Source organism: Stenotrophomonas sp. STEN038 (assembly GCF_056759895.1).
In genome coordinates, this window is record NZ_JBRRDW010000009.1 from 37,583 (window position 1) to 63,649 (window position 26,067).

The 26,067-nt window shown below is 64.2% G+C and carries 16 protein-coding genes; 6 read left to right on the top strand and 10 right to left on the bottom strand.

Going from position 1 to position 26,067, the window contains the following annotated elements; all coding sequences use genetic code 11:
• Positions 1-15: 15 nt before the first annotated feature.
• The 5 genes from ACVOLS_RS05525 to ACVOLS_RS05545 form a co-directional block, all read right to left on the bottom strand.
• Positions 16-1,593, bottom strand: a complete 1,578-nt coding sequence (locus ACVOLS_RS05525) for a family 43 glycosylhydrolase (RefSeq protein WP_481544807.1) — start codon at positions 1,591-1,593, stop codon at positions 16-18.
• An 88-nt stretch (positions 1,594-1,681) separates the two neighbouring features.
• Complete coding sequence (locus ACVOLS_RS05530; protein WP_481544808.1) at positions 1,682-2,965, bottom strand: TRAP transporter large permease; 1,284 nt, start codon at positions 2,963-2,965, stop codon at positions 1,682-1,684.
• 3 nt (positions 2,966-2,968) lie between these two features.
• A complete protein-coding gene (locus ACVOLS_RS05535) occupies positions 2,969-3,505 on the bottom strand; it encodes a TRAP transporter small permease (RefSeq protein WP_481544809.1) in 537 nt (178 codons plus the stop codon).
• A 13-nt stretch (positions 3,506-3,518) separates the two neighbouring features.
• Complete coding sequence (locus ACVOLS_RS05540; RefSeq protein ID WP_481544810.1) at positions 3,519-4,523, bottom strand: TRAP transporter substrate-binding protein; 1,005 nt, start codon at positions 4,521-4,523, stop codon at positions 3,519-3,521.
• Positions 4,524-4,560: 37 nt separating this feature from the next.
• Positions 4,561-5,388, bottom strand: coding sequence for a 2-keto-4-pentenoate hydratase (locus ACVOLS_RS05545; RefSeq protein ID WP_481544811.1), 828 nt, complete (start codon positions 5,386-5,388; stop codon positions 4,561-4,563).
• Positions 5,389-5,528: 140 nt separating this feature from the next.
• Here ACVOLS_RS05545 and ACVOLS_RS05550 point away from each other — a divergent pair, with 140 nt between their 5' ends.
• The 3 genes from ACVOLS_RS05550 to ACVOLS_RS05560 all read left to right on the top strand — a co-directional run bounded on the left by ACVOLS_RS05550 (position 5,529) and on the right by ACVOLS_RS05560 (position 8,863).
• The gene (locus ACVOLS_RS05550) at positions 5,529-6,512 is read left to right on the top strand and encodes an alpha/beta hydrolase (protein WP_481544812.1); all 984 of its coding nucleotides are present in this window, start codon (positions 5,529-5,531) and stop codon (positions 6,510-6,512) included.
• A gap of 99 nt (positions 6,513-6,611) precedes the next feature.
• Entirely contained in the window at positions 6,612-8,216 is a 1,605-nt protein-coding gene (locus ACVOLS_RS05555; protein WP_481544813.1) for a carboxylesterase/lipase family protein, read from the top strand.
• A gap of 56 nt (positions 8,217-8,272) precedes the next feature.
• Entirely contained in the window at positions 8,273-8,863 is a 591-nt protein-coding gene (locus ACVOLS_RS05560) for a cysteine dioxygenase family protein (RefSeq protein WP_481544814.1), read from the top strand.
• Positions 8,864-9,030: 167 nt separating this feature from the next.
• On the opposite strand, the gene ACVOLS_RS05565 is transcribed toward ACVOLS_RS05560, so the two are convergent.
• The 4 genes from ACVOLS_RS05565 to ACVOLS_RS05580 all read right to left on the bottom strand — a co-directional run bounded on the left by ACVOLS_RS05565 (position 9,031) and on the right by ACVOLS_RS05580 (position 20,242).
• Positions 9,031-12,819, bottom strand: a complete 3,789-nt coding sequence (locus tag ACVOLS_RS05565; RefSeq protein ID WP_481544815.1) for a LamG-like jellyroll fold domain-containing protein — start codon at positions 12,817-12,819, stop codon at positions 9,031-9,033.
• A gap of 92 nt (positions 12,820-12,911) precedes the next feature.
• Positions 12,912-13,973 carry a pectate lyase gene (gene pelA / locus ACVOLS_RS05570; protein WP_481544816.1) on the bottom strand — a complete coding sequence of 354 codons (1,062 nt, stop codon included), beginning with the start codon at positions 13,971-13,973 and terminating at the stop codon, positions 12,912-12,914.
• Positions 13,974-14,051: 78 nt separating this feature from the next.
• On the bottom strand, positions 14,052-17,222 hold the full coding sequence (locus tag ACVOLS_RS05575) for a TonB-dependent receptor (protein WP_481544817.1): 3,171 nt from the start codon (positions 17,220-17,222) through the stop codon (positions 14,052-14,054).
• A 209-nt stretch (positions 17,223-17,431) separates the two neighbouring features.
• The gene (locus tag ACVOLS_RS05580) at positions 17,432-20,242 is read right to left on the bottom strand and encodes a TonB-dependent receptor (RefSeq protein ID WP_481544818.1); all 2,811 of its coding nucleotides are present in this window, start codon (positions 20,240-20,242) and stop codon (positions 17,432-17,434) included.
• A gap of 273 nt (positions 20,243-20,515) precedes the next feature.
• On the opposite strand from ACVOLS_RS05580, the gene ACVOLS_RS05585 reads away from it, so the two are divergent.
• Together ACVOLS_RS05585 and eda are read left to right on the top strand one after the other, a co-directional pair.
• Positions 20,516-21,538 (top strand): sugar kinase, encoded by a 1,023-nt coding sequence (locus tag ACVOLS_RS05585; RefSeq protein ID WP_481544819.1) that lies wholly within the window; start codon positions 20,516-20,518, stop codon positions 21,536-21,538.
• A complete protein-coding gene (eda, locus tag ACVOLS_RS05590) occupies positions 21,525-22,163 on the top strand; it encodes a bifunctional 4-hydroxy-2-oxoglutarate aldolase/2-dehydro-3-deoxy-phosphogluconate aldolase (RefSeq protein WP_481513380.1) in 639 nt (212 codons plus the stop codon). The genes ACVOLS_RS05585 and eda overlap by 14 nt, the downstream gene beginning before the upstream one ends.
• Before the next feature lie 209 nt (positions 22,164-22,372).
• Here eda and ACVOLS_RS05595 read toward each other — a convergent pair whose 3' ends face one another.
• Positions 22,373-24,232 carry a sigma-54-dependent Fis family transcriptional regulator gene (locus ACVOLS_RS05595; protein WP_481544820.1) on the bottom strand — a complete coding sequence of 620 codons (1,860 nt, stop codon included), beginning with the start codon at positions 24,230-24,232 and terminating at the stop codon, positions 22,373-22,375.
• Positions 24,233-24,475: 243 nt separating this feature from the next.
• Between ACVOLS_RS05595 and adh the strand changes: the two genes are divergently transcribed.
• On the top strand, positions 24,476-26,005 hold the full coding sequence (adh, locus tag ACVOLS_RS05600) for an aldehyde dehydrogenase (RefSeq protein ID WP_481544821.1): 1,530 nt from the start codon (positions 24,476-24,478) through the stop codon (positions 26,003-26,005).
• The last annotated feature ends 62 nt before the right edge of the window (positions 26,006-26,067 follow it).

Consider the following 26,067-nt stretch of genomic DNA (forward strand, 5'->3'; position numbering starts at 1 on the left):
TCTATCGGGCCGCACTCAATCCAGAGCACGGTAGCGGAACTGGCGGAAGTGGACCTTGCCGTTGCCGGCGGCATAGATGGCCGGCTTCAGTGCAAGGAATTTCCCCGCCACATTGTGATGGTAGCCGGAGACTTCCATCTGAACAGGATACTTCTGCCAGCTGTGGCCGTCCTTGGAAGTGTGGATGGTGAGGATGTGGCGGTTGTTGGTGACCCGCAGCCACAGCTTGCCGCCGCTGGCGCTGGGCTGGGGCCGGGTCGGGCGCTCCTCGCCGTAGCGGTGCAGGATGAACTGCTCGCCATTGCTGCCCACGCCGGCATACAGGCGGTCGCTGTAATACAGCAGGGCGCCGCCGAAGGCACCCGGCTCGATGTCCATTTCCACTTCGAACTGATAGGCGACGTCGCCGGCAATGGCAGTCAGCGGTGAGCTGTCACGCGGGGTCGTGCCCTTGCCCTGCAGGCTCATGCCGTCCTTGTCGAAGGAGAGCCGCTGGTACTCCTCGCGGGTCGGGTTGAAGAACGACCATTGCGGGCCGAGCTTGCCGCCCTTGAAGTCATCGGACAGCGCCATGCCATGCGGCAGCGCCTCGCCGGAAGGTTTGTGCAGCGGCGCCCCCAGATCGCCGCCCTTGGCCACGAACCAACCATCGTCGGTCCACTCGATCGGTTCCAGCAGCATCTGCCGGCCCAGCGTCCAGTAACCGTTCTCGTAGCCGTGGTACATCATCCAGCCGCGGCCATCGGTGCCCTCGATCAGGGTGGCATGGCCACGCGACCACCATGGCTCGGCGCGATCGACGGTGCGGGTGATGGGATTGTTCGGCGCGTTCTCCCACGGCCCGTGGATCGAGCGCGAGCGTGCGGTGATGACCATATGCCCGGTCGGTGGACCGGCAGTGCCGCCGACCGCGGTGGTCATGTAGTACCAGCCATTGCGCTGGCTGATCTTCGGGCCTTCCTGCGCATACGACTCCACGTCCCAGCTTTCCGGGTAACGCCAGCCGTCATAGACGTGCCTGGGCTTGCCGACCACGCTCAGGCCGTCGTCGCTGATCTGCACGTAGTCGCCGCCGGACAGGAACAGGTAGCGTTTGCCGTCCTCGCCGACCGCGTGACCGGGATCGATGTAACCGGACAGGCCAATGTCGATCGGTTCGCTCCACGGGCCCTTGATGTCGTCGGCCCAGACCACGAAGTTGCTGCGTGAATCGCCGGTGCGTGCCGGGAAATAGATGAAGTAGCGACTGTCGTGCTTGATGATGTCCGGCGCCCAGATCGCGCCGACGTTGGTGGTGATGGCATGGCCCAGCGGCTGCCAGTTGACCAGGTCGCGAGAGTGCCAGATCGGCAGGCCCGGGTAGGCGTCGAAGGAGGACAGGGTGAGGTAGTAATCATCACCGTCCTTGAGCACCGACGGATCCGGGTGGTCGCCGGCCAGCACCGGGTTGAGGAAGCTGCCATTGCCCAGATCGGCCATGCGCTGGTGCTCGATGCCACGCTTCGGGCTGATCGGTGCATCGGCGGCCCAGGCAGGCACGGCGGCCAACAGGCATGCGGTGGCCAGCGCGGCCAGGGTACGGGTCACGTTCATCGACATCTCCAGGTTGAAGGCGCGGCAGATACGCCAGCGTCAAACCACGGCTGCGGACAGGCGCGAACCTGTCCGCAGCGTGCATGCATCAGCTACGCAGCAGGGCCGGCAGCCATAGCGACAGTTCGGGGAAGAAGGTCACGATCAACAGCACCAGCAGGCCGGCCATCCAGAACGGCCAGATGGTCTTCATGCTTTCGCCGACGCTGATCTTGCCGATGGCGGTACCGATGAACAGCACCGAGCCCACCGGCGGCGTGACCAGGCCGAGGCCACCGGTCAGCACCAGCACCAGACCGAAGTGGATCGGATCGATGCCATAGGCCTTGGCCACCGGCAGGAAGATCGGCGTGCAGATCAGGATCATCGGCGCCAGGTCCATGAAGGTGCCCAGCAACAGCAGCATCACCACGATCATCAACAGCACCATGTACTTGCTGTGCGCGAACGACTGCAGGAAGTCCACCGCCGCTGCAGGCACCTGCAGGTAGGCCAGCAACCAGCCGAACACCGCAGCGGTGGCGATTACGAACAGGATCACGCCGGTGCTGCGCGCCGCATGGATGACGGTTTCGAAGAACTCCTTGATGCGCAGCTGGCGGTACAGCACGGTGGTCACCAGCAAGGCGTAGACCACGGCGATGGCCGCCGATTCCACCGCGGTGAAAATGCCGGCGCGGATACCGAAGAAGATCAGGCCAACCAGGCCGAGGCCGGGCAGGGCGGCAACCAGCCGCAGCAGCACCGCGCGCCAGCCCGGGAAGGCTTCCACGCCGTAACCACGACGGCGCGCGACCACGTAACCGGTGATCATCAGCACCAGCGTCATCAACAAGGCCGGCACGATGCCTGCGGCGAACAGATCGGCAATGGACAGGCCACCACCGGCCGCGGCCGAGAACAGGATCAGGTTGTGCGAGGGCGGTACCAGCAGCGCCACCAGCGCGGCGGTGATGCTGACGTTGACCGCGAAGTCACGGTCGTAACCGCGCTTGACCATCTGCGGGATCATCGTGCCGCCAACCGCCGACACGTCGGCGATTGCCGAACCGGACACGCCGCCGAAGAACAGCGAGGACAGGATCGAGACCTGGCCCAGGCCGCCGCGCATGCGCCCGACCAGCGACGACGCAAGGGAAATCAGACGCTCGGAAATACCGCCGCGCATCATGATTTCACCGGCAAAGATGAAAAGCGGAATGGCGATCAGCGAAGCCGAGCCGGTACCGGCGGAAATCTGCTGCACCAGCACGATGCTGGGGATATCCAGATACAGCAGGGTGGCCAACGCGGCAGCGGCAAGCGCATAGGCCACCGGCACGCCGATCAACAGCAGCACGCCGAACACGAGGAAAAGAATAGCGATACCCATGACTCAGCGGTCCCCTTCAGCAGCGTTGGCAGCGGTGCCGGCGCCTGCGCGCAGCGACAACAGCAGGCGATTGAGTGCGAACACCGCCATCAGCGCACCACCGACGCTCAACGGCAGGTAGTTCACGCTCTGCGGCAGGTTGGCACCGGCGGTCTTGATGTGCAGGCCGTCCAGCCACAGCACCCAACCCCACCAGGCGAGGAAGCCGCCGATGGTGCCGACGATCAGCGGCACCAGCGCATCGATCAGGCGCTTGACCAGCGGATGCATCTGCTCGGCCAGCAGGAAGAAGCCGAAATGGCGGTTGGTATACACACCGGCCGCAGCACCCATGCTCATCGTCGTGCTCAACAGCAACAGCGTGACCGGCTCGGTCCAGCTCGGTGAATCATTGATCACGTAGCGGGCGAAGACCTGCCAGCCCTGCACCACCACCAGCCCGAGCAGGGCGGCGACGGCGATGTAGATGACCACGTCGGCAACTTTCTCCAGCACGCGCTGGAGTCCTGCCGGGGCCGCTTGTACGTTGGAATCAGACATCGGTACGGCCCCCTCAGGCGAAGTCGCGGATGCGACGGTGCAGCGCGGCGATATCAGCCTGCTGCAGGTAGTCACGCAGCAGCGGTTCGGCAGCGGCGCGGAATGCCGGCATGTCGACCGCATTCGACTTCACACCGGACGCCAGTACCGCCTCGCGGGCCTTGTCTTCGGATGCGTCCCAGGCGGTGCGCATCACCTGCACGGATTGCCGCGCCAGATCGATCACCAGACGACGATCGGACGGGGTCAACGCATCCAGGCTGCGGCGCGACATCAGCAGGATGTCCGGCGCGTACGAGTGCTGGCTTTCCGACCAGTAATGCGCGGCCTCGAAATGACGGCTGGAATGGAAGCTGCGCATGTTGTTCTCGGCGCCGTCGATCATGTGCGTCTCCATGCCGGAGAACGTGTCGCCCAGCGACATCGGCGTGGGGTTGGCACCGAACAGGCGCATCAGCTGCAGGAAGATGTCCGAGCTGGCCACGCGCAGCTTCAAGCCGTGCAGGTCCTTGGGCGTGATGATCGGGTGCTTGGTGTTGTAGAAGCTGCGCGCACCGGAGTCATAGACCGCCAGGCCGACCAGTTCGCGGCTCTCAAAGCCCTGCAGCACTGCATCGGCAATACCGCCATCGAGCGCGCGGCGCATATGGTCGACTGAGTCGAAGACATACGGCAGGCACAGCGCGCGGGTCAGCGGGAACGCATTGTTGAGCGCGCCGGAATAGACGCGGGTGATGTCGATGGCACCGAAGCGGGCCATGTCGATCGCTTCGGACTCACGGCCGAGCTGGCCGGAGTGGAACTGGTTCAAACCCAGGCGGCCGCCGGTTTCACGCAGCAGCTGTTCGCCGATCCACTTCACCGCGGTGACCGTCGGGTAGTCGGCCACGTGCACATCGGTAGCAGTCAGCAGCTGGCTGCCAGCAGCCGCACCCTTGCCGCCGCCAGAGCAGGCGGCAAGTACCGGTACGGCCAATGCCCCCATGCCGGTTTTGAGAAATCCTCTTCGAGTAACCATAGCGCCCTCCAACGCGTTGCTACCGTGGCTGCCGGGATTACCCAGCCGGCACAGCCTTGCAGGAAATGTCGCCGTAACCGGCGAAGCGAATCAATGCCTGTTGGCCCACGGCGATGTCGTGGATGCCGGTGGCATTGCCGGTAGCGATCAGCTCGCCCTTCTTCAAGGGCCGGCCACGCTTGGCCGAACGCGACAGCGCGAAGGCATAGGCCGCACGCAGGCCACCGGGCAGGGTAGTGGCGCCACCGATGCCGACCACGACGCCGTCGATCTCGGTCTGCGCACGCAGCTCCGGCTCATCGCAGCGGGTCCAGTTCGGCACTTCGCCGCCCAGCACCAGGCCGTTGTTGTTGCCGAAATCGGACACCACCACGCGCGGACCGAGCACATTGATGGTCTTCAGCGGGCTGCTGGCCACTTCCACGCCGATATAAAGCTTGGCCGGCAGCGCCTCGGCTTCTTCCGGGGTCCAGTCGAGCTTGTCGGCCGGTGCATCGGCCAGCAGTTCCAGCACGTACTCGGCCTCCACCGCGGCAAAGCCGCCAGCGGCTTCAAATACCGGGATCTCCACGATGCTACCGGTAGCATTCCAGAGATTGCGTTTGAAAATCGGGCCGAGCAGGCGATCGTCGCCGGAGCTGTCGCGGCGTTCGGCGGCGATATAGCCCACCTTCCAGCCGACCACGCTGTCATCCCAGCGGCTGATCGCCAGATCCTGCACCTGATAGGCGGTGACCAGGTCGTCCGGGATCGCACCGGGGAAATCCGGAAGCGAACGGCCATCGCGGCGTGCTTCCACAAAAGTGCGGGCAATCTCGTCCAGCGCGGCTGGCGCCTGCGGCTGGCTGCCTTGGTCGTTGCTCAAGTGCGTCTCCTGGTGACTTTGCTGCACTGCCCATCGACAGTGCTGTGACTGGCTGTATAAGGTAAACCGGTGTCATCTGACAATGTGCACTGCACCAGAACCTGTACCACGCCCTCAGCCAAGACCTAACCGCTACGCTCATGATTCGACTGAAACCCTTGTTGCAGCTGGCTTTCGCCACTTTTGTCGGACTACTTCCGGCAACCGTAGTGGCCGCCACCGATGGTGAACCCGCAGCAGGGTCGGCTGACCGTATCGCGCTATGGCCGCAGGGCATGGCACCGGGGGACAAGCCGCTGTCGCAGGCGCAGCGCATCGTCGAACGCAGCAGCGATCTGGCGTTGCCGGACCGCTATATCGACCATGTCAGCGCGCCCTATCTGGTGGCGTATCGCCCGGCCAAGCCCAATGGCAGCGCCTTGCTGGTGATCCCCGGCGGCGGCTATCAGCGCGTCGTGCTGGACAAGGAAGGCACGGCGCTGGTGCCGGCCCTGGTGGAACAGGGCGGAGTGACCCTGTTCGTGCTGCGCTACCGGCTACCCGGCGAAGGCCGTACCGACCGCGAAGCGGCACTGGCCGATGCGCAGCGTGCATTGCGGCTGATCCGCCGCCACGCCAAGGACTGGGGCCTGGACCCGCAGCGTATCGGCACGATGGGTTTCTCGGCCGGCGGCCACCTGGCCGCGCGGTTGGGCAACGGCTTTGACCGCAACGTCTATCCGCACAGCGACGCAATCGACGCGGAAAGCGCACGCCCCGACTTCCAGCTGCTGATGTACCCGGTCATCACGATGCGCGGCGACGACGTGCATGCAGGCTCACGCGACCGCCTGCTCGGCAGCGCGCCCAGCGACGAACTGCTGCAGCAGTACTCGATGCAGCTGCAGGTCCGTGCCGACACACCGCCAAGCTTCCTGCTGCACGCCGCCGATGACGACGTCGTACCGGTAGGCAACAGCCTCCTTTTCTACAACAGCCTGCGCAGTGCAAACGTCAGCAGCGAAATGCACCTGTTCCCACACGGCGGCCACGGCTTCGGTACACGCGGCACGGTAGGCCTCACGACAGCGGCATGGCCACAACTGGCCTTGAGCTGGATGGCATCGCAACAACAACCGAAGTAGCGCTCCAGAGCCCCTCTCCCCTCGCGGGAGAGGGGTTGGGGAGAGGGGGAAACCATCAGCCCCTCGCACCAATCAGCCGCCTGCTAGAAGACAACCACCATGCCGCAAACCCCAAACAACCCAGCCCGCCGCAGCTTCCTCCAGCAAACCACCCTGCTGGCCGCAGCAACCAGCCTTGCCACCCTCAACAACTCCAGCTGGGCAAACACCGGCACCAGTCCCATCGCCCGCATCCGCAGCGGCCGCCTCGCCGGCCAGACCGAGAACGGCACACACGTATTCCGCGGCATCCCCTACGGCGCCGACACCGCACCACGCCGCTTCCAGTCCGCCCTGCAGGAACAAGCCTGGCGCGGCATACGCGATGCGCTCGACTACGCAGCCGCGGCCCCGCAAACCGGCAGCGAAGGCCCGGGCAGCGAGGACTGCCTCTACCTCAACGTGTGGACGCCAGCACTGCGTGACGGCGGCAAGCGGCCGATCCTGTTCTATATCCACGGCGGCGCCTACAACAACGGCTCCGGCAGCGACCCGCTCTACGACGGCGGCAACTTGAGCCGACGCGGCGACGTGGTGGTGGTGACGGTCAATCACCGCCTCAACCTGTTCGGCTACCTGTATCTGGCCCAGCTCGGCGATGAGACCTTCAAGGACTCCGGCAATGTCGGCCAGCTCGACCTGATCCAGGCGCTGCAGTGGGTGCGCCAGCACGCCGCCGAATTTGGCGGTGATGCCGACAACGTCACCGTGTTCGGCCAATCCGGCGGCGGCGCCAAGATCGCCACGCTTATGGCGATGCCGGCAGCCAAGGGCCTGTTCCACCGCGCCTGGACGATGAGCGGCCAGCAGGCCACCGCCGCCGGCCCCCGCGCTGCCACACAACGCGCGCAGCTGGTGCTCGAACACCTCAAGGCCGATCCCGAGGCATTGCGGCGCATGCCGATGCAGCAGCTGCTGGAGGCGGTGAAAGTGCGCGATCCCTCGCGTGTGGAGAACAGCAGCCTTTACGTCGGCCCGGTGCTGGATGCGCGCAACCTGCCGGTGCATCCATTCTGGCCGCAAGCGCCTCGGCAATCAGCATCGATCCCGATGGTGATCGGCAACACCCACGACGAAACCCGTGCCTTCCTCGGCAACGATCCGAAGAATTTCGAACTGAGCTGGGAGGAGCTGCCGGCCAAGCTCGAAGCCCAGCAATACGTGGACTTGCTGCCTTCGGTGGTGATCGCCGAATACCGCCGCCTGTATCCGCAGTACACACCGTCGGAAGTATTCTTCGCCGCCACCACCGCTGGCCGCTCCTGGCGCGGTGCGGTGGAAGAACTGGAAGCGCGTGCGCGCCAGGGCGCACCGACCTGGGCGTACCAGCTGGACGGTTACGACCGCGATGGCGACGCCGCCAGGCTGCGCGCCTTCCATACGCTGGACATCCCGCTGGTGTTCCACAACAACAGCCAGCCCGGCTCGCGCACCGGCAATGGTGCGGCGATGCAGCAGCTCGCCGACACGATGAGTGATGCCTTGCTGGCCTTCGCACGGCACGGCGATCCGAACCACGCGGGCCTGCCGCACTGGCAGCAATACGGGCTGGAACGCAGACAAACCATGCTGTTCGACACACAAAGCCGGCAGATGGACGACCCCCGTGGCGGCGAACGCCAGCTTTATCAGCAGGCACCCTTCATCCAGCGCGGCACCTTCTGAGCTGGTTGGCAGATAGTTTCAACGGAATCTTTACCTGCCTTGCCTAGACTGCGGTGATGACATTGCAATCGCCGCATCCCGAATTCGCTGGTCGCCAGCGCCTGCTGGACGGTATCGACGCCGCCCTACAGGCCAGCGATACCCACAGCACGGTCGCCCAGGTGCAGGCTGTGCTGGAACGCGCCATCCGCGATCCGCAGATCGTGCTGCCGGCCTGCGTACACGCACCGGTGCATGACCACTACGCCCGCCGCGAGATCTACCGCAGCCCGGAACATGGCTACAGCATCATTGCCATGACCTGGGGGCCGGGGCAGGGCACGCCACTGCATGACCACGACGGCCTGTGGTGCGTGGAAGGCGTGTGGCAGGGCACGCTCGAGATCACCCCGTACCGGATGCTGGAGCGCGATGGTGAACGCTACCAGTTCGCGCCACGGGAGTGCCTGCACGGCTGCAAGGGCAGCGCCGGCAACCTGATTCCGCCGGATGAATTCCATACGCTGCGCAACAGCGACGCCGAACGGATTGCGATCTCGGTGCACGTCTACCAGCGCGTGATGGAGCGCAGCCACGTTTTCCAGCCGATCGATGATGCGCCACGCTGGTATGCGCGTGAGTGCAAAGAGCTGGGCCTGGATGCCTGAGCTGGCCGCTTTTGCAGGAGCGGCGTAAGCCGCGAAGCCGGCAATGCAAGCAACACCTGTAGTGCCGAGCCATGCTCGGCATAGGGCATTACCGGTAAGGCCTTTGCCGAGCATGGCTCGGCACTACAGTTGGCAAAGCCCCTCCTTCGGGAGAGGGGCTTGAACAATCACTGCAGCGGCAGCCGGTTATTGAGCTTCGTCACCTCAGCGCCATCCCCATCCAAACCAACCCGCACACTCGCGCCCTCGCGCTTGAACCCGGCCGGCATCTGCAGCTCCACCGTCGCCGTCCGCGGCGACAGATCCAGCGGCGCTTCCAATGCAGGCACCGCAACCCGGGCGACCTCACGACCGCGCGCATCTTCAAGCACCGCATAACCAGCGCCAGTCCCGACATGCCCCAGGCTGTGCACGGTCAACTGCACGCGCTCACCCTCGATCTTCAGATCGCCGCGGCCAATGCCCAGGTCCGCGCGTGTCTCCACCGGCGTGCCCGGCGTCACCAGCTCGAACTCGAATACCTGGCTCTGCTTCGGCGCAAACCGCAGCGGCGTACCGAGGCTTTTCTCCAGCAACACCTCGCGAACCTCCACCTTGCCGTCGATCACATCATCGCCATCGCGGTCCACGCCACTGCGGATCCGCCAGGTGCCGGCGGCGATGTTCCAACCGGTCATGGTCGCGTCGAGCGGCGTATTGCCAAGGTTGTAGGCAATCACCTTGAAGCGCTCACGTGACGGCGCATGCACCAGCAAGGCGACCTGTTCGGCACCCTCAGGCTGGGCGAACTGCCAGCTCACCGTATGCCCCGGCCAGCTCTGGTTGCGCTTCAGGCCGATGCCACCCAGGCGCAGGCGCTGCAGGAACTCGCTCGGTGCTTCGACGCGGTCGCTCCACCAGTGGCCTTCGGTGTTCATGTACTCACGCTGCGCCTTGGCCTGGATGCCGTCGGCGTGCAGCGTTTCCAGGTACTTCTTGTCACCGGTCTGCTGCCAGGCACTGATCGCAGCAAAAGCACTGCCACCCTTGTCGGCATCGGCCACCAGCTGCTTGCCCCAGTCCTGCTGCCTGCCCAGCACATCGACGTAGTTCTCGCCGAGGTTGGAGAGCACGCCCGGCCCACCACGCACCACGCGGTAATCCAGCGCCTGCAGGTACTTGGCATCGCCGGTCCAGCGCCACGCGGCCCAGAAGGTGTGCATCAGATCGCCACTGCCCGAGCCCTGGTTCAACTCGCCGCCGCGGGTCTTGCCCGTGGCCCAGTTGATCTCGTTGGGCAGGGTGAAGCGGCCCTTGTCGTCCTTGTAGGCGTGGGCCAGATAGCCGTCAGCCAGACCGGTGACCAGTTTGCGGCCGGTGGGATCGGCGTTGTACTCACCCATCAGGAAAGCCGGGTGCAGCGCCGGGAACGAGTATGGCTTCTGCCATTGCCAGTTCGGCTCGCGGTAAACCTTGTTGCCGCCAAACCAGTTGCTGGAGAACAGCAGGTTGCCCTGCGGGTTGCGCAGGATGATGCGTTCGTCGAAGGCCTTCACCGTCTCCATCAGGCGCTCGACGGTCAGCGGATCGCCCCAGTTGAGGTAGAGCATCGCGCTGTTGGTATTGATGCCCTCCTCGTAGGCGTGCAGCTCATCGGTCTCGATGGTGCTCAGGCCATTGGAGAACATGCCGTTGCGGTAAACCGCATCGGAGAGTGCCGTCAGCGAGCGATTCAGGCGCTCGGGCTCCACGCCCATCAGTGCCAGTCCCGGCCACTGTTGGGTCAGGTCGCTGTCATCGGAAATGCCGCCGCCGAAATCGCCGTAAGCAACCTGACGATTCTCGATCCACCAGTCGACAAAGCGGCGCACGTACTTCAGGTCTTCAACCTGACGGAACGCCCACAACGGTACGCCCTTCGGCGCCTGCGGCTGCTCGAACGGTGGCTTGCCCTGGCTGTTGTAGCTGATGTAATTCCAATACAGGCGGCCCAGCTCATGGTCCGGATCGACCCGCAGCAGATCACTCAGATCGGCATAGACGCGTGAGTACAAACGCTGGCGCTTGGAGGTGGTGTGCTCCTCGACCAGGAAGCCCCAGTTGTCACGCACCTGGTTGAAGCGATCGGCGACGTGCTGCTTGATCGCCTCCTTGCGTTCCTTGAACACCAAGCGTACTTCGGCGCCGTCCAGCGATGCGGCATTGAAGCCGGGCGCAGCCGAGGCTACCGAGATCCACAGGCTGTCGGCGGTGAGAATGCGGTCGCGCAGGTCCAGCCACAGCGTGCGTGCTTCCCCCGGCTTCACCGACACCGACACGTCAATCATGTCGCGCGCCGGCCAGATAGGGTCCTTGATGCGGATGTTCAGCGGGATCAGACCGTCATGCGTCGCCGGCAGGTCCAGGGCAGGGATATCGATCGCAACACCATCGAGACCGTCGTACATGTTCTCCCAGCTATGCGCCCAGCTGCGGATCAGCGGCTGCGCGGCCGGTGCATCGCCGACGCCGGACGGAATCAGCACGTGCACGATCGGCATCGGCTTGCTCGGCAGGCTGTCGGCAGCGCGCTTGCGCGAGCCTGCGCCCTTGGGCAGCGCCATCACCGTGCTGCGCTCATCCGGCGCGAAGCGGCCGTCGATGTAGTCACGCAGGCTGGCGATATTGGTGTAATCCGGCAGCACGCTGCTGTCGATCTGGTAGCGCTGCTTGACCGTGCCTTCCGGCTCGACCGCGTCGCTGACCTGGTAGCCCCAAATCTCCTGGATCGGCGTTTCCTGCGCGGTGTTGTGGAAATGCAGGGTGCCACCGACCTGGTCGGCGAAGCTGTCCACGCTACGCACCACGCCTTGCGGACGCTTGAACAGGGTGCCGGCCGTGCCTTTCAGCTCGCCGTAGGCGGCGCCGCGGATCTCGATGCGATTGATGTGCTCGCCTGCGGGAACCGTCAGGTCGAGTTGCTGGCCACCTTCCACATAGGTGTTCCAGTCCGGCAGCTGGAAGTAATCATTGCGCCCGGGCAGGCGCGAGCGGTTGTAGACGCCCGGCCAGGTGGTTTCGGCAATACCGTCAGTGCCCTTCCACATCCACTGCAGCTTGTCTTTTACGTCCGCGAACTCGACCTTGCGGATGCTTGTAGTCGGCGCGCTCAGTGCCGGCGGTGCGGCACCTTCCCAGCCATAGCGGTGCCACCAGGCGCGTTGCGAGGCGCTGCCGCCCTCGGCGCTGCGCGGCTCGGCATTGCGCGCAAGCGCGGCAACACCGGCGCCATCGAGCATGCGGTCGTAGACGCGGATCTCGTCGAAGTCGCTGCCACGCAGGAAGTTGTAGCGGCTCTGCACCTGGTAGGGCGCCATCACCCGGCCAGCGAGGCCGAGCTGATCGAGCGCTGCGTCGTAGTCGCCGGTGGTGGCCGCCTGCGCGACCTCGCGGCCATCGACGAACAGCTTGACGCCCTTGTCCTCGTCCCAGGCGAAGGCGATGTGCTGCCATTGTTCGGGCGACGGATTCCTGTCGAGTTTGAACGAGACGCGGGTGCGGGCCAGGTTGGCATCGGTAACGAAGGCATCGAAGCCATGCCCGTTCCAGTCGATGCGCAGCCAGGCCATGTCCCAGCTGCTGTGGTCGGCGTAGCCGACGCGGAAGATCACGAACGGGGTTTCGCCCACCGCATAGCGCGAGCGCCAGAAGAACGACAAGGTGCCGCGCTCGGCCTGAATGTTGCCGGGCGCATTCCATGACAGCACGCCGTCGTCCTGCCACTGGATGGCGCGGCCATGCGCGCCGTCATCAACAAGGCTGACCTTGTCCTGGAAGTTCGGTGTTGCGTCGCCACCTGCGCTGTCGGCGACGAAGCCCTTGTCCGCCGATACGCGGAACAACAGCCCAGGCGACTGCGCGACTGCGCTCAGCGGTGCCAACAACAGGCCCAGCACGCAGGCGAGGTGGGTGGGACGCAACACGGCTTTCTGGTTCATTGTCTAACTCGTTCCAAATCGGTTGACTGCAACTGCCTTACCCTCATCCGGCCCTTCGGGCCACCTTCTCCCGGAGGGAGAAGGGCCTGGCTTCACGTTCGCTCCGGCATCTTCCGCCCATGCCGCTGCGCCCACTTCGGCCACTCCCGCACCAGCAACTGCTCAGGCCACACGCCGTACCAGGCATAACCGACCCGGCGTTCGTTCGGAATATCCGCGAAACGCGCCACGCGTTCGCCCTCGCGATTGACGAACATCGGCCGCCCCTGGTCCAGATCGTAGAAGCGTGCCCACAACCTTGCGCCTGCCAAATGTTCTATAAGCACGTCCTTGCCACTGGGCTGTTCCGGTGCTTCAACTTTGCGCATAGCCAAGCCCGGCAAGGCATTGGCCTGCAGCCAGTGCAGGCCGGCTTCGATGGCTTCGATGGTCTGTGAGTTCGGCTCGGGCTGGCGCATCAACAGCCGCAGCACGCCCACCGACTCGGATACCGCAAGCGATGGCAGTTCGTAGGAACGCGCCTTGGCCGGTTGCAGGCTGACCTCGTCGTATTGCGCTGCCCAGATGGAAAGCCGGCCATCCATGCGCACCTGCGTGGCCAATACATTCTGCAGACCGCGCTGCAAGGCGGCGTTGGCCTTGCCCGCATAGTCCGGCGGCAAGCCCGCAACCGCGGGCACGCCTTCGGCGATGTCCTGCAACAGATCCAGCACCCGCGTCATCGCGTCGTCGTTGAAGGTGATCTGATGCCGGTACAGCGAGCGCTCGGGGTAGTACTGCGGCCAGCCGCCATTGGCGTATTGCGCGGCCAGCAGATAGTCCACGCCGCGCTGTGCGGCGCTCAGGTAGGCGGCGTTGCCGGTGTCTTTCCAGGCCTGCAGCAGATGGCGGATCTCACGCGTGGTCGACTTGTTGTCGATGTTGGCGTCATCCAATCGATCCGGGGCCTGCAACGCCGTGCGCTCGTCGGCGCTGAATACGTGCTGGTAGTCCACCGCCTCGCCCTGGTATTGCTTGGACCAACCGCCGGAGGCGGTCTGCAGCAGCAACATGTTCTCGGCCTCTGCTTCGGTGCGCGGCGTGGCCGCATGCGCCGCCGGGAAGCTCCAGCCCGCGCTGATCAACAGCGCTGTCGACAACCATAATCGCCTCATCGCATCCTCCTGCGCGCACCGGGACGCCAGCGTGCTGGCATCCCGGTGTTACTGCATTGGCCGTGCGTATGTTTCATCTCAGAACTTATAGCGCGCGCCGACGTAGTACTGGCGACCGGTAACGGTGTAGCGGTCGGCCATCTGCCGTGACGAGTCCACATAGCGCTCGTCCGGGGTGTCGAGCAGGTTGATCGCCTCGAAGGTCAGCGACAGCTTCTTGTTGACCTTGTACGACATGTTGAAGTCGACGTTGCGCACGCTGTTCTTGCCGGTCACATCCGGCGTTGCGAACTGATTGCCGTCCAGGTCCCAGACGCTTTCCTGGCTGAGGATCTCGCCGATGTAGCCGTCACGGTAGCTGGTGGATACGCGGGCGCTGAACTTGCCGTCGTCATAGTACAAAGTGGCGTTGTACGAATTCGGCGACAGGTTGACCAGGTCGTTGTCGGTGAAGGTGGTGGTGATGCTGGTATTGCTGTTGCCGGCCGAGCTGAACATGTATTTGATGCTCGACTCGACGTGCGTGTAGTTGAGCTGGATGCCGAACTTGCTCCAGATGCCGGGCAGGAAGGTAAACGGCTGCTGGTAACTCAACTCGTAGCCCTTCAGGGGGCCGCCCGGGGTGTTGTAGTAGCTCTGCACGTTGAACACGGTGTCGGCGGTGAAGCCAGCCGGCAGCAGGTCCAGCGAGTAGCCCATGTCGCCCCAGGTGGTCAGCAGGCGGGTGCGCTGCACGTAGCTGTCGATGTCCTTGTAGAACAACGCAGCAGACAACAGGCCGCCATCACCGAAGTACCACTCCGCGCTCAGGTCGTAGTTGGTCGAGCGGAACGGATCGAGCTTGGGATTGCCAAGGTTGATCGCGAACACGCGGCCATCATCGAAGTAACCGGTGGGTCCGCCGCTGACGCTGGGTGACAGGTAGGCAAGCGTCGGTCGTGCCATGGTCTTGGCCGCGCCGAAGCGCAGCACCACGTTCTCGGCCACGTCCCAGGCCAGGTTCAAGGATGGCAGCACGTCCTGGTAGCTGTGGTTGACCACCGAGCGCACCAGCGAGCGTTCGCCGGCGGCAGCCGTCGCACTGGCGACACCGAAGAACGATTCGCAGTTGGCCGAATTGTTACCCGACGTCGCTGCGTTGCATGGCGCCCAGCCCGATGCGTTGATCTGGGTGTTGACCACGCGCACACCGAGGTTGCCACGGAAAGCGCGGTCCCACAGCTCGGTATTGAAGTCCAACTGCAGGTAGCCGCCGAGGCTGCGCTCGTTGACCTCGAAATTGTTGTTGGAAGCACCGAAGTGACCAACACCAGCCAAGCGGTAATCGCCGCCCTGCACGCCGGTATCGCAATTGCAGTTGATGTTGAGCAGCTCGGCGATCTTGCCGAAATCCGGGATCAGCCAACCGTTCGGCACATTGCCGGACAGGTTCTTGCCGAAGCCGGTCAGCGTTGTGCTCAGGTCACCGACGGTGACACCCGCCGGCAAGGCCTGGGCCAGGCGGCCGTAGCTGATGTGGCGGTATTCCTCCGACTCCATGTCGTAGTCCTTATAGGCAAGGCCGGTACGCAGGGTAAAGGTCGGGTTGATGTTGAACTGCAGGTCGATCTTGGCGGTGTCGAAGGCGTTGTTGACGTAGCTCGGGTTCAAGCGCACTTCGCTGATGTTGCTGCCGCGCGCGGTACCGTTGCTGTTGACCGGCACCGCGCCATAGCCCAGCCACGACCATGCCGCCGGGTCGTTCAAGGCAAACGGCAAGGTCATGTTCGGCATGTCGCCGCCGTTGCGCATGTCCATCACGAAGCCATCGACATTGCTGTTGTCGAAGCTCACCAACGAGAACACCGGGCGTTCGTAATCCGAGCTGGAGTGGCCGAGCACGGCTTCCAGCTTCACCGCATCGTTGAAGTGATGCTCAAGGTTCAAGCTGTATTGCTGGAAGGTGGTCGATTCCTCGATCAGGCTCGATTCGGTGCGGAAATCGACGTTGTCGAACACGCCGTAGATCAGTCGGTTCTGCGCATCCACTTCGGCCTCGCGCACCACGATCTGGGTTTTGCCACCGAGGTTGGCGGCGCGGTGCAGGTTGGCGCCGATGGAATCTTCGCGCTGCTCCTTGTCCAACTTCGAATACATCGCATCGAAGCTGAGCAAGGTGTCATCGGAAACGCGGAACTGGAATGCACCGGTTACGCCCAGCCGCTCGATCTCATGCGCGGTGCGGATATAGCGCGGGTAGCGCGGAATCCAGGCATTGGTCGCGGTCTCGTAGGCGGCGATGTTCTCCGGCGTATTGGCCGGGCGCGGCAAACCGTTGCCGCAATGGGTGGCGCTGATGCCATAGCTGCCCCAGCCGTTGTTGCGGTCCTGGTTGGCCTGGCTGCCACTGCCGGCCGGGGTTTCATTCGACGCCGGATTACGCGGTGTCTGCGGGTTGTAGCCCACCGGCGAACAGAAGCCGTAGGTACCGTTGTTGGCGGCGGTGGACTGGTTGGAGTTGCGGTGGTTGCCGTGCTCCCAACGCACCGGGTTGTAGCCTTCCTCGTAGACGTTGCGCTTGCTGTACGAGCCCGACAACAGGGCACCGAAGCGGCCATCGGCCCAGGTATTGCTGATCAGCCCGGAGAAGCGCGGATCGAATTTCTCCGAGAGCTCGCCATAACCGGCCTGTGCCGAGGCCGAGGCCTGGAAGCCGGCGAAATCGAATGGCCGCGAGCCACGCAGGTCGACGGTCGAACCCAGCGAGCCTTCATCCATCTGCGCCGACTGGGTCTTGTTGACCTTGACCTGGCTGAAGAGCTCGGAAGCGAAGGTATTGAAATCGAAACCACGGCTGCGGTTGACGCCGCTGCTGCCGTTGCCGGCTGTGGCCAATGCTTCCAGGCCGTTGAGGCGCACGCGGGTGAAGTCCGCACCCAGGCCACGGATCGAGATGCGCTGGCCTTCGCCGCCTTCGCGATCAATCGATACGCCAGCGATACGCTGCAGCGACTCGGCGAGATTCTGGTCGGGGAATTTGCCGATGTCCTCGGCGAAGATCGCGTCCACCTGTTCGGTGGTGTAACGCTTTTCATCCAGCGATTTCTGCAGGCTCTGGCGGTAGCCAGTGACGTTCACTGCATCCAGCTGGGTGGCCTCGGCGGCCGCTGGTGCGGACTGGGCGAAGGCGAGGGGAGCAGTCAATACCGAAGCAATGGCGGTTGCCAACAAGGTAACCGGTGTCTTTCCAAAACGGCGCTTACGATCCATACGGTTGGCTCCTTCCCCGGGCGGGGAATCAAGCGGACTGAGAAGGGTGTGGGGTTGTCCCTGGCGAGTACTTCAAAGGTGCTGTCGGGCCGTTGCGGCCGCACGTGGACAGCCGTCAGGCCATGGCATGACCATGGCCTGCGGAAGATGAAAGGGCAGGGCCGGAGCTGCGGAGAGAGTGCGCTCCAGTCCCTGCCAAAGTGCGACTATCAGAACTTGTAACGCAGGCCCAAGGTGAACTGGCGGCCGGTCTCGCTGTACTCCAGCGGCAGCGATACCGACGGGTTTGCCACCCACGATTCCTGTGCTTCGTTGGTCAGGTTGGCGCCTTCCAGGCTGATTTCCAGCTGGTCGCTGATGCGGTAGTGGATGGACGCATCAACGAAGGTCGTGCCGCTCTGGCCGTGTACGCCGAGGCCTGCACTGTCGAAGCCCTTTTCGGTGCCCGGCACCTGGATCAGGTAGTCGTCGCGGTTGGTCGCCGAAACACGGCCTGACCAACGCTCACCTTCGTAGAACAAGGTCGTATTCCAGGAGTTGCGCGACAGCCCGGTCAGATCGGTCTTCTGCGCAAGCGCGCCGCTGCTGGTGATGTACTGCACCTTCGATTCCACATAGGTGTAGTTGAACTGCGCACCGAGGTTGGACCATTTGCCCGGCAGGAAAGTGAAGGGCTGCGTGTAGTTGAACTCGACACCGGTCAGGTCACCGCCCGGGGTATTGACCGGCAGCGAGAACACGAAGGTGTCATCCGGGCTGGCAGTGGTACCCGCCAGCAAGCTGGCCGGCAGACCGCTTTCCGAATAGATGCGGCTCTCACGGGTGTTCTGGATGAAGCTGCCGATATCCTTGTAGAACAGGCCGACACCGAGCATGGCACCTTCGTTGAAGTACCACTCGAAGCCCAGATCCACGGTCTTGGCGCGGATCGGTTCCAGGTCGGGGTTGCCCGCGCTCACCGTCTTGGCACTACCGCTGACGCTGACGGTGACGCCCGGGGTCAGGCTGCCAAGACCCGGACGTGACATCACCTTGGCCGCACCCAAGCGGATCAGGAAGTCCGGCGTGATTTCCGCAACCAGGTTCAGCGACGGCAGGAAGTCGTTGTACTCACGCGTTGCGGTCGCCACGACCGGCGTGCCGGAACCGGTGGCGATGCCGTGCGAGGTCTGCTTGGTCTTGACGTAGCGTGCACCGATGTTGCCCGACACCGGAATCGAGCCCAGTTCGGTGGAGAAGCGACCCATCAACCAGCCACTGCGGTCCTGCTCCTCCACACCACGGATGCTGGGTGCGTAGTCGGCAACGGCAAAGGTGCCCTGATTGCTGAAGATGCCGAACTGGTCGGCAATCGCGCCGAAGTTCGGAACCACCCACTTGCCGGGCGAGCCCGACATGCCACCGAGACTGGCGATCTCCGTCATGTCAGCAGGTACCAGCTTGTTGCCGGTGCTGAAATTGGGGACCTCGGTTTCAGTCGCTTTGCGGCGACGTTCCATCGAGTCGAAGCTGTAGTTTTTGGCCTGGATGCCGCCGTCCAGGGTGAAGGACGGGCCCATCACCCAGGAGAACTCCAACTGGCCATTGTGGAACTCGTTGGTCACGTAGTTCTGGCGCAGGCGAATGGTGGACAGCGTCCAACCACTGGGGTCGGTCGGGCTCACACCGTAGTTGAACACCGGCTTGTTGGCATTGCCACGGTAGTCGTAGCTGTAACCATCCACATCCAGCTTGTCCATCATGATGGTCGCCTGGATGGGGTTCTCATGCTTGGACTTGGACGTGCCGATCTTGCCGGTGATGGTGAAGTTGTCGGTCAGTCGGTGCTCACCATCAAGGCTGAGCTGGTAGAAATCGGTGGTCCATTCGTCGTGGCGGTTTTCCGCACGGATGTCCACGTTGTCCATCTTTGCGTAGACCAGCGCGCCGTTCTCGATCACGCCATCGGTGACCACGGTCTGCGCCTTGCCAGCCGTACCGGTCTTGCTCAGGCCATTGGCTTCGATGTACTTCTCATCACGCTTGGCGTCGATCTTGGAGTACAGCATGTCCAGGTTGAAGCTGGTGCGGTCGCTGGGCTTGAACTGCAGCGCGCCGGTAACACCCAGACGCTTCTGGTCATGCTCGATCAGCGTGTAGCGCGGGAAGCGCGGCGTGTAGACCTTGTCGCTGCAGACGCCGGGGAAGGGCGCGGTACCAGTGGAGCAACCGGCGAAGCCGACACCGTTCGGATTGGCGGTGTTGGTGGGCGTGTTCGCCAGCGCGTTGGCCCAACGCACGGTGCCGCTGCCCTCTTCGACGGTTTCACGTTCGGAGTAGGCCACCGAGAACAGCGCGCCGAACTTGCCGTCGGCCCAGCTGTTGGCGATCAAACCGGCAAAACGCGGCATCGCCGACTGCGAGGCATCGTTGTAGGACGCCTGCACATTGCTGACGATGGTCAGCCCGTCATAGTCGAACGGACGGCCTGTGCGCAGGTCGACGGTGGCGCCCAGCGAGCCTTCATCCACATCCGCCGAGGCGGTCTTGCGCGCGATCAACTGGGTGAAAAGGTCCGCCGCGAATACGTTGAAATCGAAGCCACGGCCGCGGTTGGTACCGCCCTGGCCGTCGGTGCTGCCAACCGTGCTCAGTGCTTCCAGCCCGTTGATACGTACGCGGGTAAAGTCCGGGCCCAGACCGCGCACCGAGATGTTGCGGCCTTCGCCGCCATCACGGGTGATCACCACGCCCGGAATGCGCTGCAGCGACTCGGCAAGGTTGCTGTCGGGGAATTTGCCGATGTCCTCGGCGACGATGGCATCGACAACGCCGGCTTCGCCGCGCTTGATGTCCAGCGCTTTCTCCACGCTGGCGCGGTAGCCGGTGACGGTCACCGCGTCCAGTTCGGTGGCGGCGGTGCCTGAAGATGCCGGCGCAGCTGCGTCCTGGGCCATGGCAACGCCAGCCTGCAGGGCCAAACTGATTCCCAATGCGAGCAAGGTAACCGGTGTCTTTTTCTGCGAATTACGTGGATTCATGTGCTTCCCCTCTCCAAGGTTTGCATTCGATGCAGTGGCTCCGGCTTGTGCTTTCCGCCGGATGACACCGCTGGTCAAAACGGAAAGTAGCAGCTGCGTGAAGAGGGAGCATCTTGCACTGCAACAGGGAGCAAACAGGGCGGAAACCATTGTCTGAAGGACATGAGGGGACGGTAACACGGGCAGCCGGAGGGACAGCCGTAGGCAAATGACACCGATAGCCAATCAACCATGCCATGATGCGCGCCGATCGACGAGGAGACAGGAATGGCGATGATTTCCCCCCGTGTTGTCTGTTTTGGTGAGCTGCTGCTGCGCCTGGGCGCGCCCGGTAACCAGCTGTTGTTGCAATCGCCCACGCTGCACGTGCATGCCGGCGGTGCCGAGGCCAATGTCGGCGTGTCCCTGGCGCACTTCGGCCACGACGTGGCGATGATCAGCGTGGTCGCCGACAACCCGCTGGGTGCGGCGGTGACCGGTGAACTGCGCCGCCACGGCGTGGACACCTCACGCGTGCGCCGCAGCGATGGCCGCATGGGCCTGTACTTCCTGACCACCGGCGCCGGCCACCGGCCCAGCGAAGTGGTCTATGACCGCGCCGACTCGGCCTTTGCCAGCGCCCGTGCCGACAGCTATGACTGGCCGGCACTGCTGCAGGGCGCGCAGTGGCTGCACCTGTCCGGGGTCAGCCCGGCGCTCGGGCTGGAAGCCGCGCAGGCCACCCTGGCCGCCGCACGCGCCGCCAACGAGCGCGGCATCAAGGTCTCTTTCGACGGCAACTTCCGGCCCAAGCTGTGGGAACGTTGGGGCGGCGATGCCAAGGCGATCCTGCGCGACCTGTTCGACTGCGCGCACATCGTATTTGCCGACTATCGCGACATCGGCGTGGTGCTGGGCGGCGAGTTCAACCAGACCGAACCGCAGGCGCGCGTCGATGCTGCCGCGGCGATGGCGTTCGCGGCATTCCCGCGCCTGCAGTACATGGCCTGCACGCAGCGCACCGCGCACAGCGTCGGCCACCACTCGCTGGGCGCGATGCTGCTCGGTCGTGATGGCACCCGAGCATTGGCACCGGCCGAAGAGCTGACCGATATCGTCGACCGCATCGGCGGCGGCGACGCGTTTGCAGCCGGCGTGCTGCACGGCCTGATCGAAGGCATGGATGCGGAAACCACGGTCCGCTTCGGCCTGGCCGCGGGCTGCCTGAAGCATTCCATTCCCGGTGATTTCAACCCAGTCGGCGTGGCCGACGTCATGGCCCTGATGGGCGAAGGAAAGTTCGATGTCCGGCGCTGATCCGCGCGTACGCGCAGTGCTCAAACTGGCCCCGGTGATTCCGGTGTTCACTCCCGACAACGTCGACGATGCGGTGCAGGTCGCGCAGGCCTTGTTCAACGGCGGCCTGCCGGTGATCGAAGTCACCCTGCGCACCGCAAACGCGATGGATGCGATCAAGGCCATGGTCGAGGCAGTACCGGATGCAGTCGTCGGTGCCGGCACCGTGTTGACCCCGGCGCAGATGGAGAAGCTGAAATCCGTGGGCGGTCGTTTTGCGGTGTCGCCGGGTGCTACCGACACGCTGTATGCGGCGGCGCGCGATACCGACCTGCCGTTCCTGCCAGGTGTGGCTACCTCGTCCGAGCTGATGCGTGGCCTCGAGCACGGGCTGGATACGTTCAAGTTCTTCCCGGCCGTGCAGGCTGGCGGCGTGGGCATGTTGTCGGCCTGGAATGGCCCGTTCGGCGATGTGCGGTTCTGTCCGACCGGTGGCATCAGCGCGCAAACCGCATCGCAGTTCCTGCATCTGCCGAATGTGTTGTGCGTGGGCGGTTCGTGGTTGACCACGCGTGAGCTGTTGCAGGCGCGTGATTGGGCGGGGATTGAGAAGCTGGCAAGGGCTGCGGCGGTGTTGCCGGGCTGATGCCGGGATTGGGGATTAGATCAAGATCAAAAGCTAACCCCTCCCCAACCCTCCCCTTGCCTTCGGCAAAGGGAGGGGGCTGAAGCTGCAATTGCGCAGGATGCTGCAGGCCGCACGAACCACCCCCTCCCTTGCGCAACGCGCAGGGGAGGGCCGGGGAGGGGTGTTGTTGTTGTTGTTGTTGTTGTTGTTGTTGCTGTTGCTCAGCTTTAAAGCTTCAACCGCCGATACAAAGTACTGCGATTAACCCCCAGCCTTTTCGCCGCCAGACTCACATTGCCATCGCAGGCCGCCAAGGTCTGCCGCATCACATCCAGGGCCAGTTCCTGCAGGCTGCCATCCACCACCGGCGCGGCAGCAACGCGTCGCGCCGCCTGATGCAGATGCTCCGGCAGCAGTTCCATACCAATCACCGCACCCGGCTCGGTCAACGCCACCAGGGTGCGCAGGCACGCCGCAAGCTGGCGCAGATTGCCGGGCCAGTCATATGCAACCAGCAAACGCTCTGCCTCCACGCTCAATACGCGGCCTTGCGCCAAGGGCTGCCACATCGCCTGCAGCAATTGCGCGCGGTCCTGCGCCTCACGCAGTGGCGACAAGCGCATCACATGATCGGCAATGCGGTAGTACAGATCGGAACGGAACCGGCCTTCGTCCATCGCCTGTTGCAGATCGCAATGCGTCGCGCAGATCAGCATGAAATCCAGCTTGACCGGTTTGCCGCCGCCCAGCGGTGACAGCTCGCGATCCTGCAACACGCGCAGCAAACGCGGCTGCAAGGCCAGCGGCATGTCACCGATTTCGTCGAGGAACAACACGCCGCCCTGCGCCTGCCGCAGCAGGCCCTGGCTACCTTGTCGGCGCGCGCCGGTGAAGGCGCCTTCTTCGTAACCGAACAGTTCGGCTTCGATCAGTCCTTCTGGCAGGGCTGCACAGTTCACCGCGACGAAGGGTTTGCCGCTGCGGCTTCCTTGTGCATGCAGCGCGCGTGCAGCCACTTCCTTGCCGGTGCCGGTTTCGCCCTGCAGCAGTACCGGCAGGCCCGCTTCCAACACGCGGCCGGCACGCAGCAGTTGTTCGCGCTGGGTGGCATCGAACACCACGGCAGGTGCAGCGACCGTGCTTGGCATCGGCCGTGACAGCGGTGGCGCGGCGCTGGTCGACCGCGTGCGCGCTGCCGGTGCTGGCGCATCCAGCTGGCCATGCAGCACGCGACCACTGCGATCCTGCAACATGCCTTCGTCGCGCATCCGCGACAGCGGCATCTCGAACAGTGCTTCATACGACGCGCGGCCGATGTCGCCACGTTCCAGGCCGAACAGGTGCAGGCCGACGCCATTGGCGACCACCAGGCGACCATTGCGGAAGCCAAGCACGGCCTCGCCCGCAGTACCCAGCAAGGTGCGATCGTGGTGCAGGCGCAGCAGTTCGCAGTCGCCGATACCGTTCTCGAAAAAGCGGTGCTCGATGCGGTTGGCGGCCAACCGCGCCAGGCCCATCGCATGCATCTGCTGCACGCTGGCCGGCCCGCTGATGTCGAGCACGCCGGCCAGTTGCCCGTGCGGATCGTGGATGGGCATGGCCGAGCAGCTGAGGATGCCGTGCGGTGCGTAGAAGTGCTCGCCGCCGCGTACCTCCACCGCGCGGCCCTCGACGATCGCGGTACCGATGGCATTGGTGCCGACCGCCGATTCACTCCAGCACACACCCGGCATCAAGGCGACGCGCCCGGCCTTGTCGAGGAAGCCGGCACTGCCTTCGGCATTGAGGATCCAGCCGCTCTCATCGGTCAGCAGCACGATGCTGCCGGTGCTGGCGGTATGTGCGGCCAAACCATCCAGCTCGGCGCGCGCCAGTCGCCACAAGCGTTCATGGCGCTCGCGCAGTTCGCGCAGGTTGTGCCCGGGCAGGGGTTCCAGCGCAGGCTCGGCATCCACCAGCAGGCCGCTGCGCTGGCAGCGCCGCCAGGACTGCAGAATGGTGTCGGGTACGGTGCCCACGGGCGTGGTGCCGCGCTCGAAGAACGAGCGGCGGGCGTTGCCCATGCGATGTTGCAGTGCCAGTGCCATGAGCGCTCCTGTGTCGCATTTTGCGACAGCTGTTCAAACCACTGTTCCGATTAACACCACACCCGGACGGGCGCTGCAATCACCTGGCGTTTCGCAGCGCAGCAAATCTGCCCGCGAGTCTTCGCAATCAATGGCTTTTCATCGTGCCGCAACGCAACAGGCGGAACTTGGCATCGCTCTTGCGCCTGTTGTAGCCACCGCCACACACGCGGCCCACACACCGCTGAACCGGAGATTCCACAGATGAACGCAGTCCTGTCCGCCAAACCGCATGCCACCGATCCGCAGTCCCTGTTCAAAGCCCGCTATGGCAACTACATCGGCGGTGAATGGGTAGCCCCGCGCAGTGGCCAGTATTTCGACAACACCACGCCGGTCACCGGCAAGGTGTTCACCCAGGTGGCGCGCTCAAATGCCGAGGACGTGGAGCTGGCGCTGGATGCCGCGCACGCCGCCAAGGACGCCTGGGGCAAGCGTTCGACCACCGAGCGCGCCAACATCCTCAACCGCATCGCCGACCGCATCGAGGAAAACCTCGAGCTGATCGCCCACGCCGAAACCTGGGACAACGGCAAGCCGATCCGCGAGACGCTCAACGCCGACGTGCCGTTGATGGCCGACCATTTCCGCTACTTCGCTGGTGCCCTGCGCGCGCAGGAAGGCAGCTTGTCGCAGATCGACAACGACACCGTGGCCTATCACTTCCACGAGCCACTGGGCGTGGTCGGGCAGATCATCCCGTGGAACTTCCCGCTGCTGATGGCGGCGTGGAAGCTGGCACCGGCACTGGCCGCCGGCAACTGCGTGGTACTGAAGCCGGCCGAGCAGACCCCGGCCTCGATCCTGGTGTTGATGGAAGTGATCGGCGACCTGCTGCCGCCAGGCGTGCTCAATATCGTCAACGGCTTCGGCCTGGAAGCGGGCAAGCCGCTGGCCAGCAGCCCGCGTATTGCCAAGATCGCCTTCACCGGCGAGACCAGCACCGGCCGGTTGATCATGCAGTACGCCAGCCAGAACCTGATCCCGGTGACGCTGGAGCTGGGCGGCAAGTCGCCGAACATCTTCTTCGCCGACGTGATGGCCGAGGACGATGATTTCCTCGACAAGGCGGTGGAAGGCTTCGTGATGTTCGCCTTCAACCAGGGCGAGGTCTGCACCTGCCCGTCGCGGGTGCTGATCCAGGAATCGATCTACGAAAAGTTCATGGAACGTGCGTTGGCGCGGGTGGCGGCGATCAAGCAGGGCCATCCGCTGGATCCGAACACCATGGTCGGTGCGCAGGCCTCGCAGGAGCAGCTGCAGAAGATCCTGTCCTACATCGAGATCGGCAAGGCCGAGGGCGCCGAAGTGCTGATCGGCGGCGAGCAGAACCAGCTCGGCGGTGATCTGGCCGATGGCTTCTATGTGCAGCCGACGGTGTTCAAGGGCCACAACAAGATGCGCGTGTTCCAGGAAGAGATATTCGGGCCGGTGGTGTCGGTGACCACCTTCAAGACCGAAGAGGAAGCGCTGGAGATCGCCAACGACACCTTGTACGGCCTTGGCGCCGGCCTGTGGAGCCGCGATGCTTCACGCCTGTACCGCATGGGCCGTGCGATACAGGCCGGGCGGGTGTGGACCAATTGCTACCACGCCTATCCCGCGCACGCGGCGTTCGGTGGCTACAAGCAGTCTGGCATCGGCCGCGAGAACCACAAGATGATGCTCGACCACTACCAGCAGACCAAGAACCTGCTGGTCAGCTATTCGCCCAAGAAACTGGGTTTCTTCTGAACCAGGCCCGGATGCGCCCGGTCGGTACTGGCCGGGCGTGATCTGGATCAAGGCGCCAGGCC

Coding starts and splice junctions, on each gene's coding strand:
- ACVOLS_RS05525 (WP_481544807.1), bottom strand. CDS start 1,593: ATGAACGTGACCCGTACCCTGGCCGCGCTGGCCACCGCATGCCTGTTG.
- ACVOLS_RS05530 (WP_481544808.1), bottom strand. CDS start 2,965: ATGGGTATCGCTATTCTTTTCCTCGTGTTCGGCGTGCTGCTGTTGATC.
- ACVOLS_RS05535 (WP_481544809.1), bottom strand. CDS start 3,505: ATGTCTGATTCCAACGTACAAGCGGCCCCGGCAGGACTCCAGCGCGTG.
- ACVOLS_RS05540 (WP_481544810.1), bottom strand. CDS start 4,523: ATGGTTACTCGAAGAGGATTTCTCAAAACCGGCATGGGGGCATTGGCC.
- ACVOLS_RS05550 (WP_481544812.1), top strand. CDS start 5,529: ATGATTCGACTGAAACCCTTGTTGCAGCTGGCTTTCGCCACTTTTGTC.
- ACVOLS_RS05555 (WP_481544813.1), top strand. CDS start 6,612: ATGCCGCAAACCCCAAACAACCCAGCCCGCCGCAGCTTCCTCCAGCAA.
- ACVOLS_RS05560 (WP_481544814.1), top strand. CDS start 8,273: ATGACATTGCAATCGCCGCATCCCGAATTCGCTGGTCGCCAGCGCCTG.
- ACVOLS_RS05565 (WP_481544815.1), bottom strand. CDS start 12,819: ATGAACCAGAAAGCCGTGTTGCGTCCCACCCACCTCGCCTGCGTGCTG.
- pelA (WP_481544816.1), bottom strand. CDS start 13,973: ATGAGGCGATTATGGTTGTCGACAGCGCTGTTGATCAGCGCGGGCTGG.
- ACVOLS_RS05575 (WP_481544817.1), bottom strand. CDS start 17,222: ATGGATCGTAAGCGCCGTTTTGGAAAGACACCGGTTACCTTGTTGGCA.
- ACVOLS_RS05580 (WP_481544818.1), bottom strand. CDS start 20,242: ATGAATCCACGTAATTCGCAGAAAAAGACACCGGTTACCTTGCTCGCA.
- ACVOLS_RS05585 (WP_481544819.1), top strand. CDS start 20,516: ATGATTTCCCCCCGTGTTGTCTGTTTTGGTGAGCTGCTGCTGCGCCTG.
- eda (WP_481513380.1), top strand. CDS start 21,525: ATGTCCGGCGCTGATCCGCGCGTACGCGCAGTGCTCAAACTGGCCCCG.
- ACVOLS_RS05595 (WP_481544820.1), bottom strand. CDS start 24,232: ATGGCACTGGCACTGCAACATCGCATGGGCAACGCCCGCCGCTCGTTC.
- adh (WP_481544821.1), top strand. CDS start 24,476: ATGAACGCAGTCCTGTCCGCCAAACCGCATGCCACCGATCCGCAGTCC.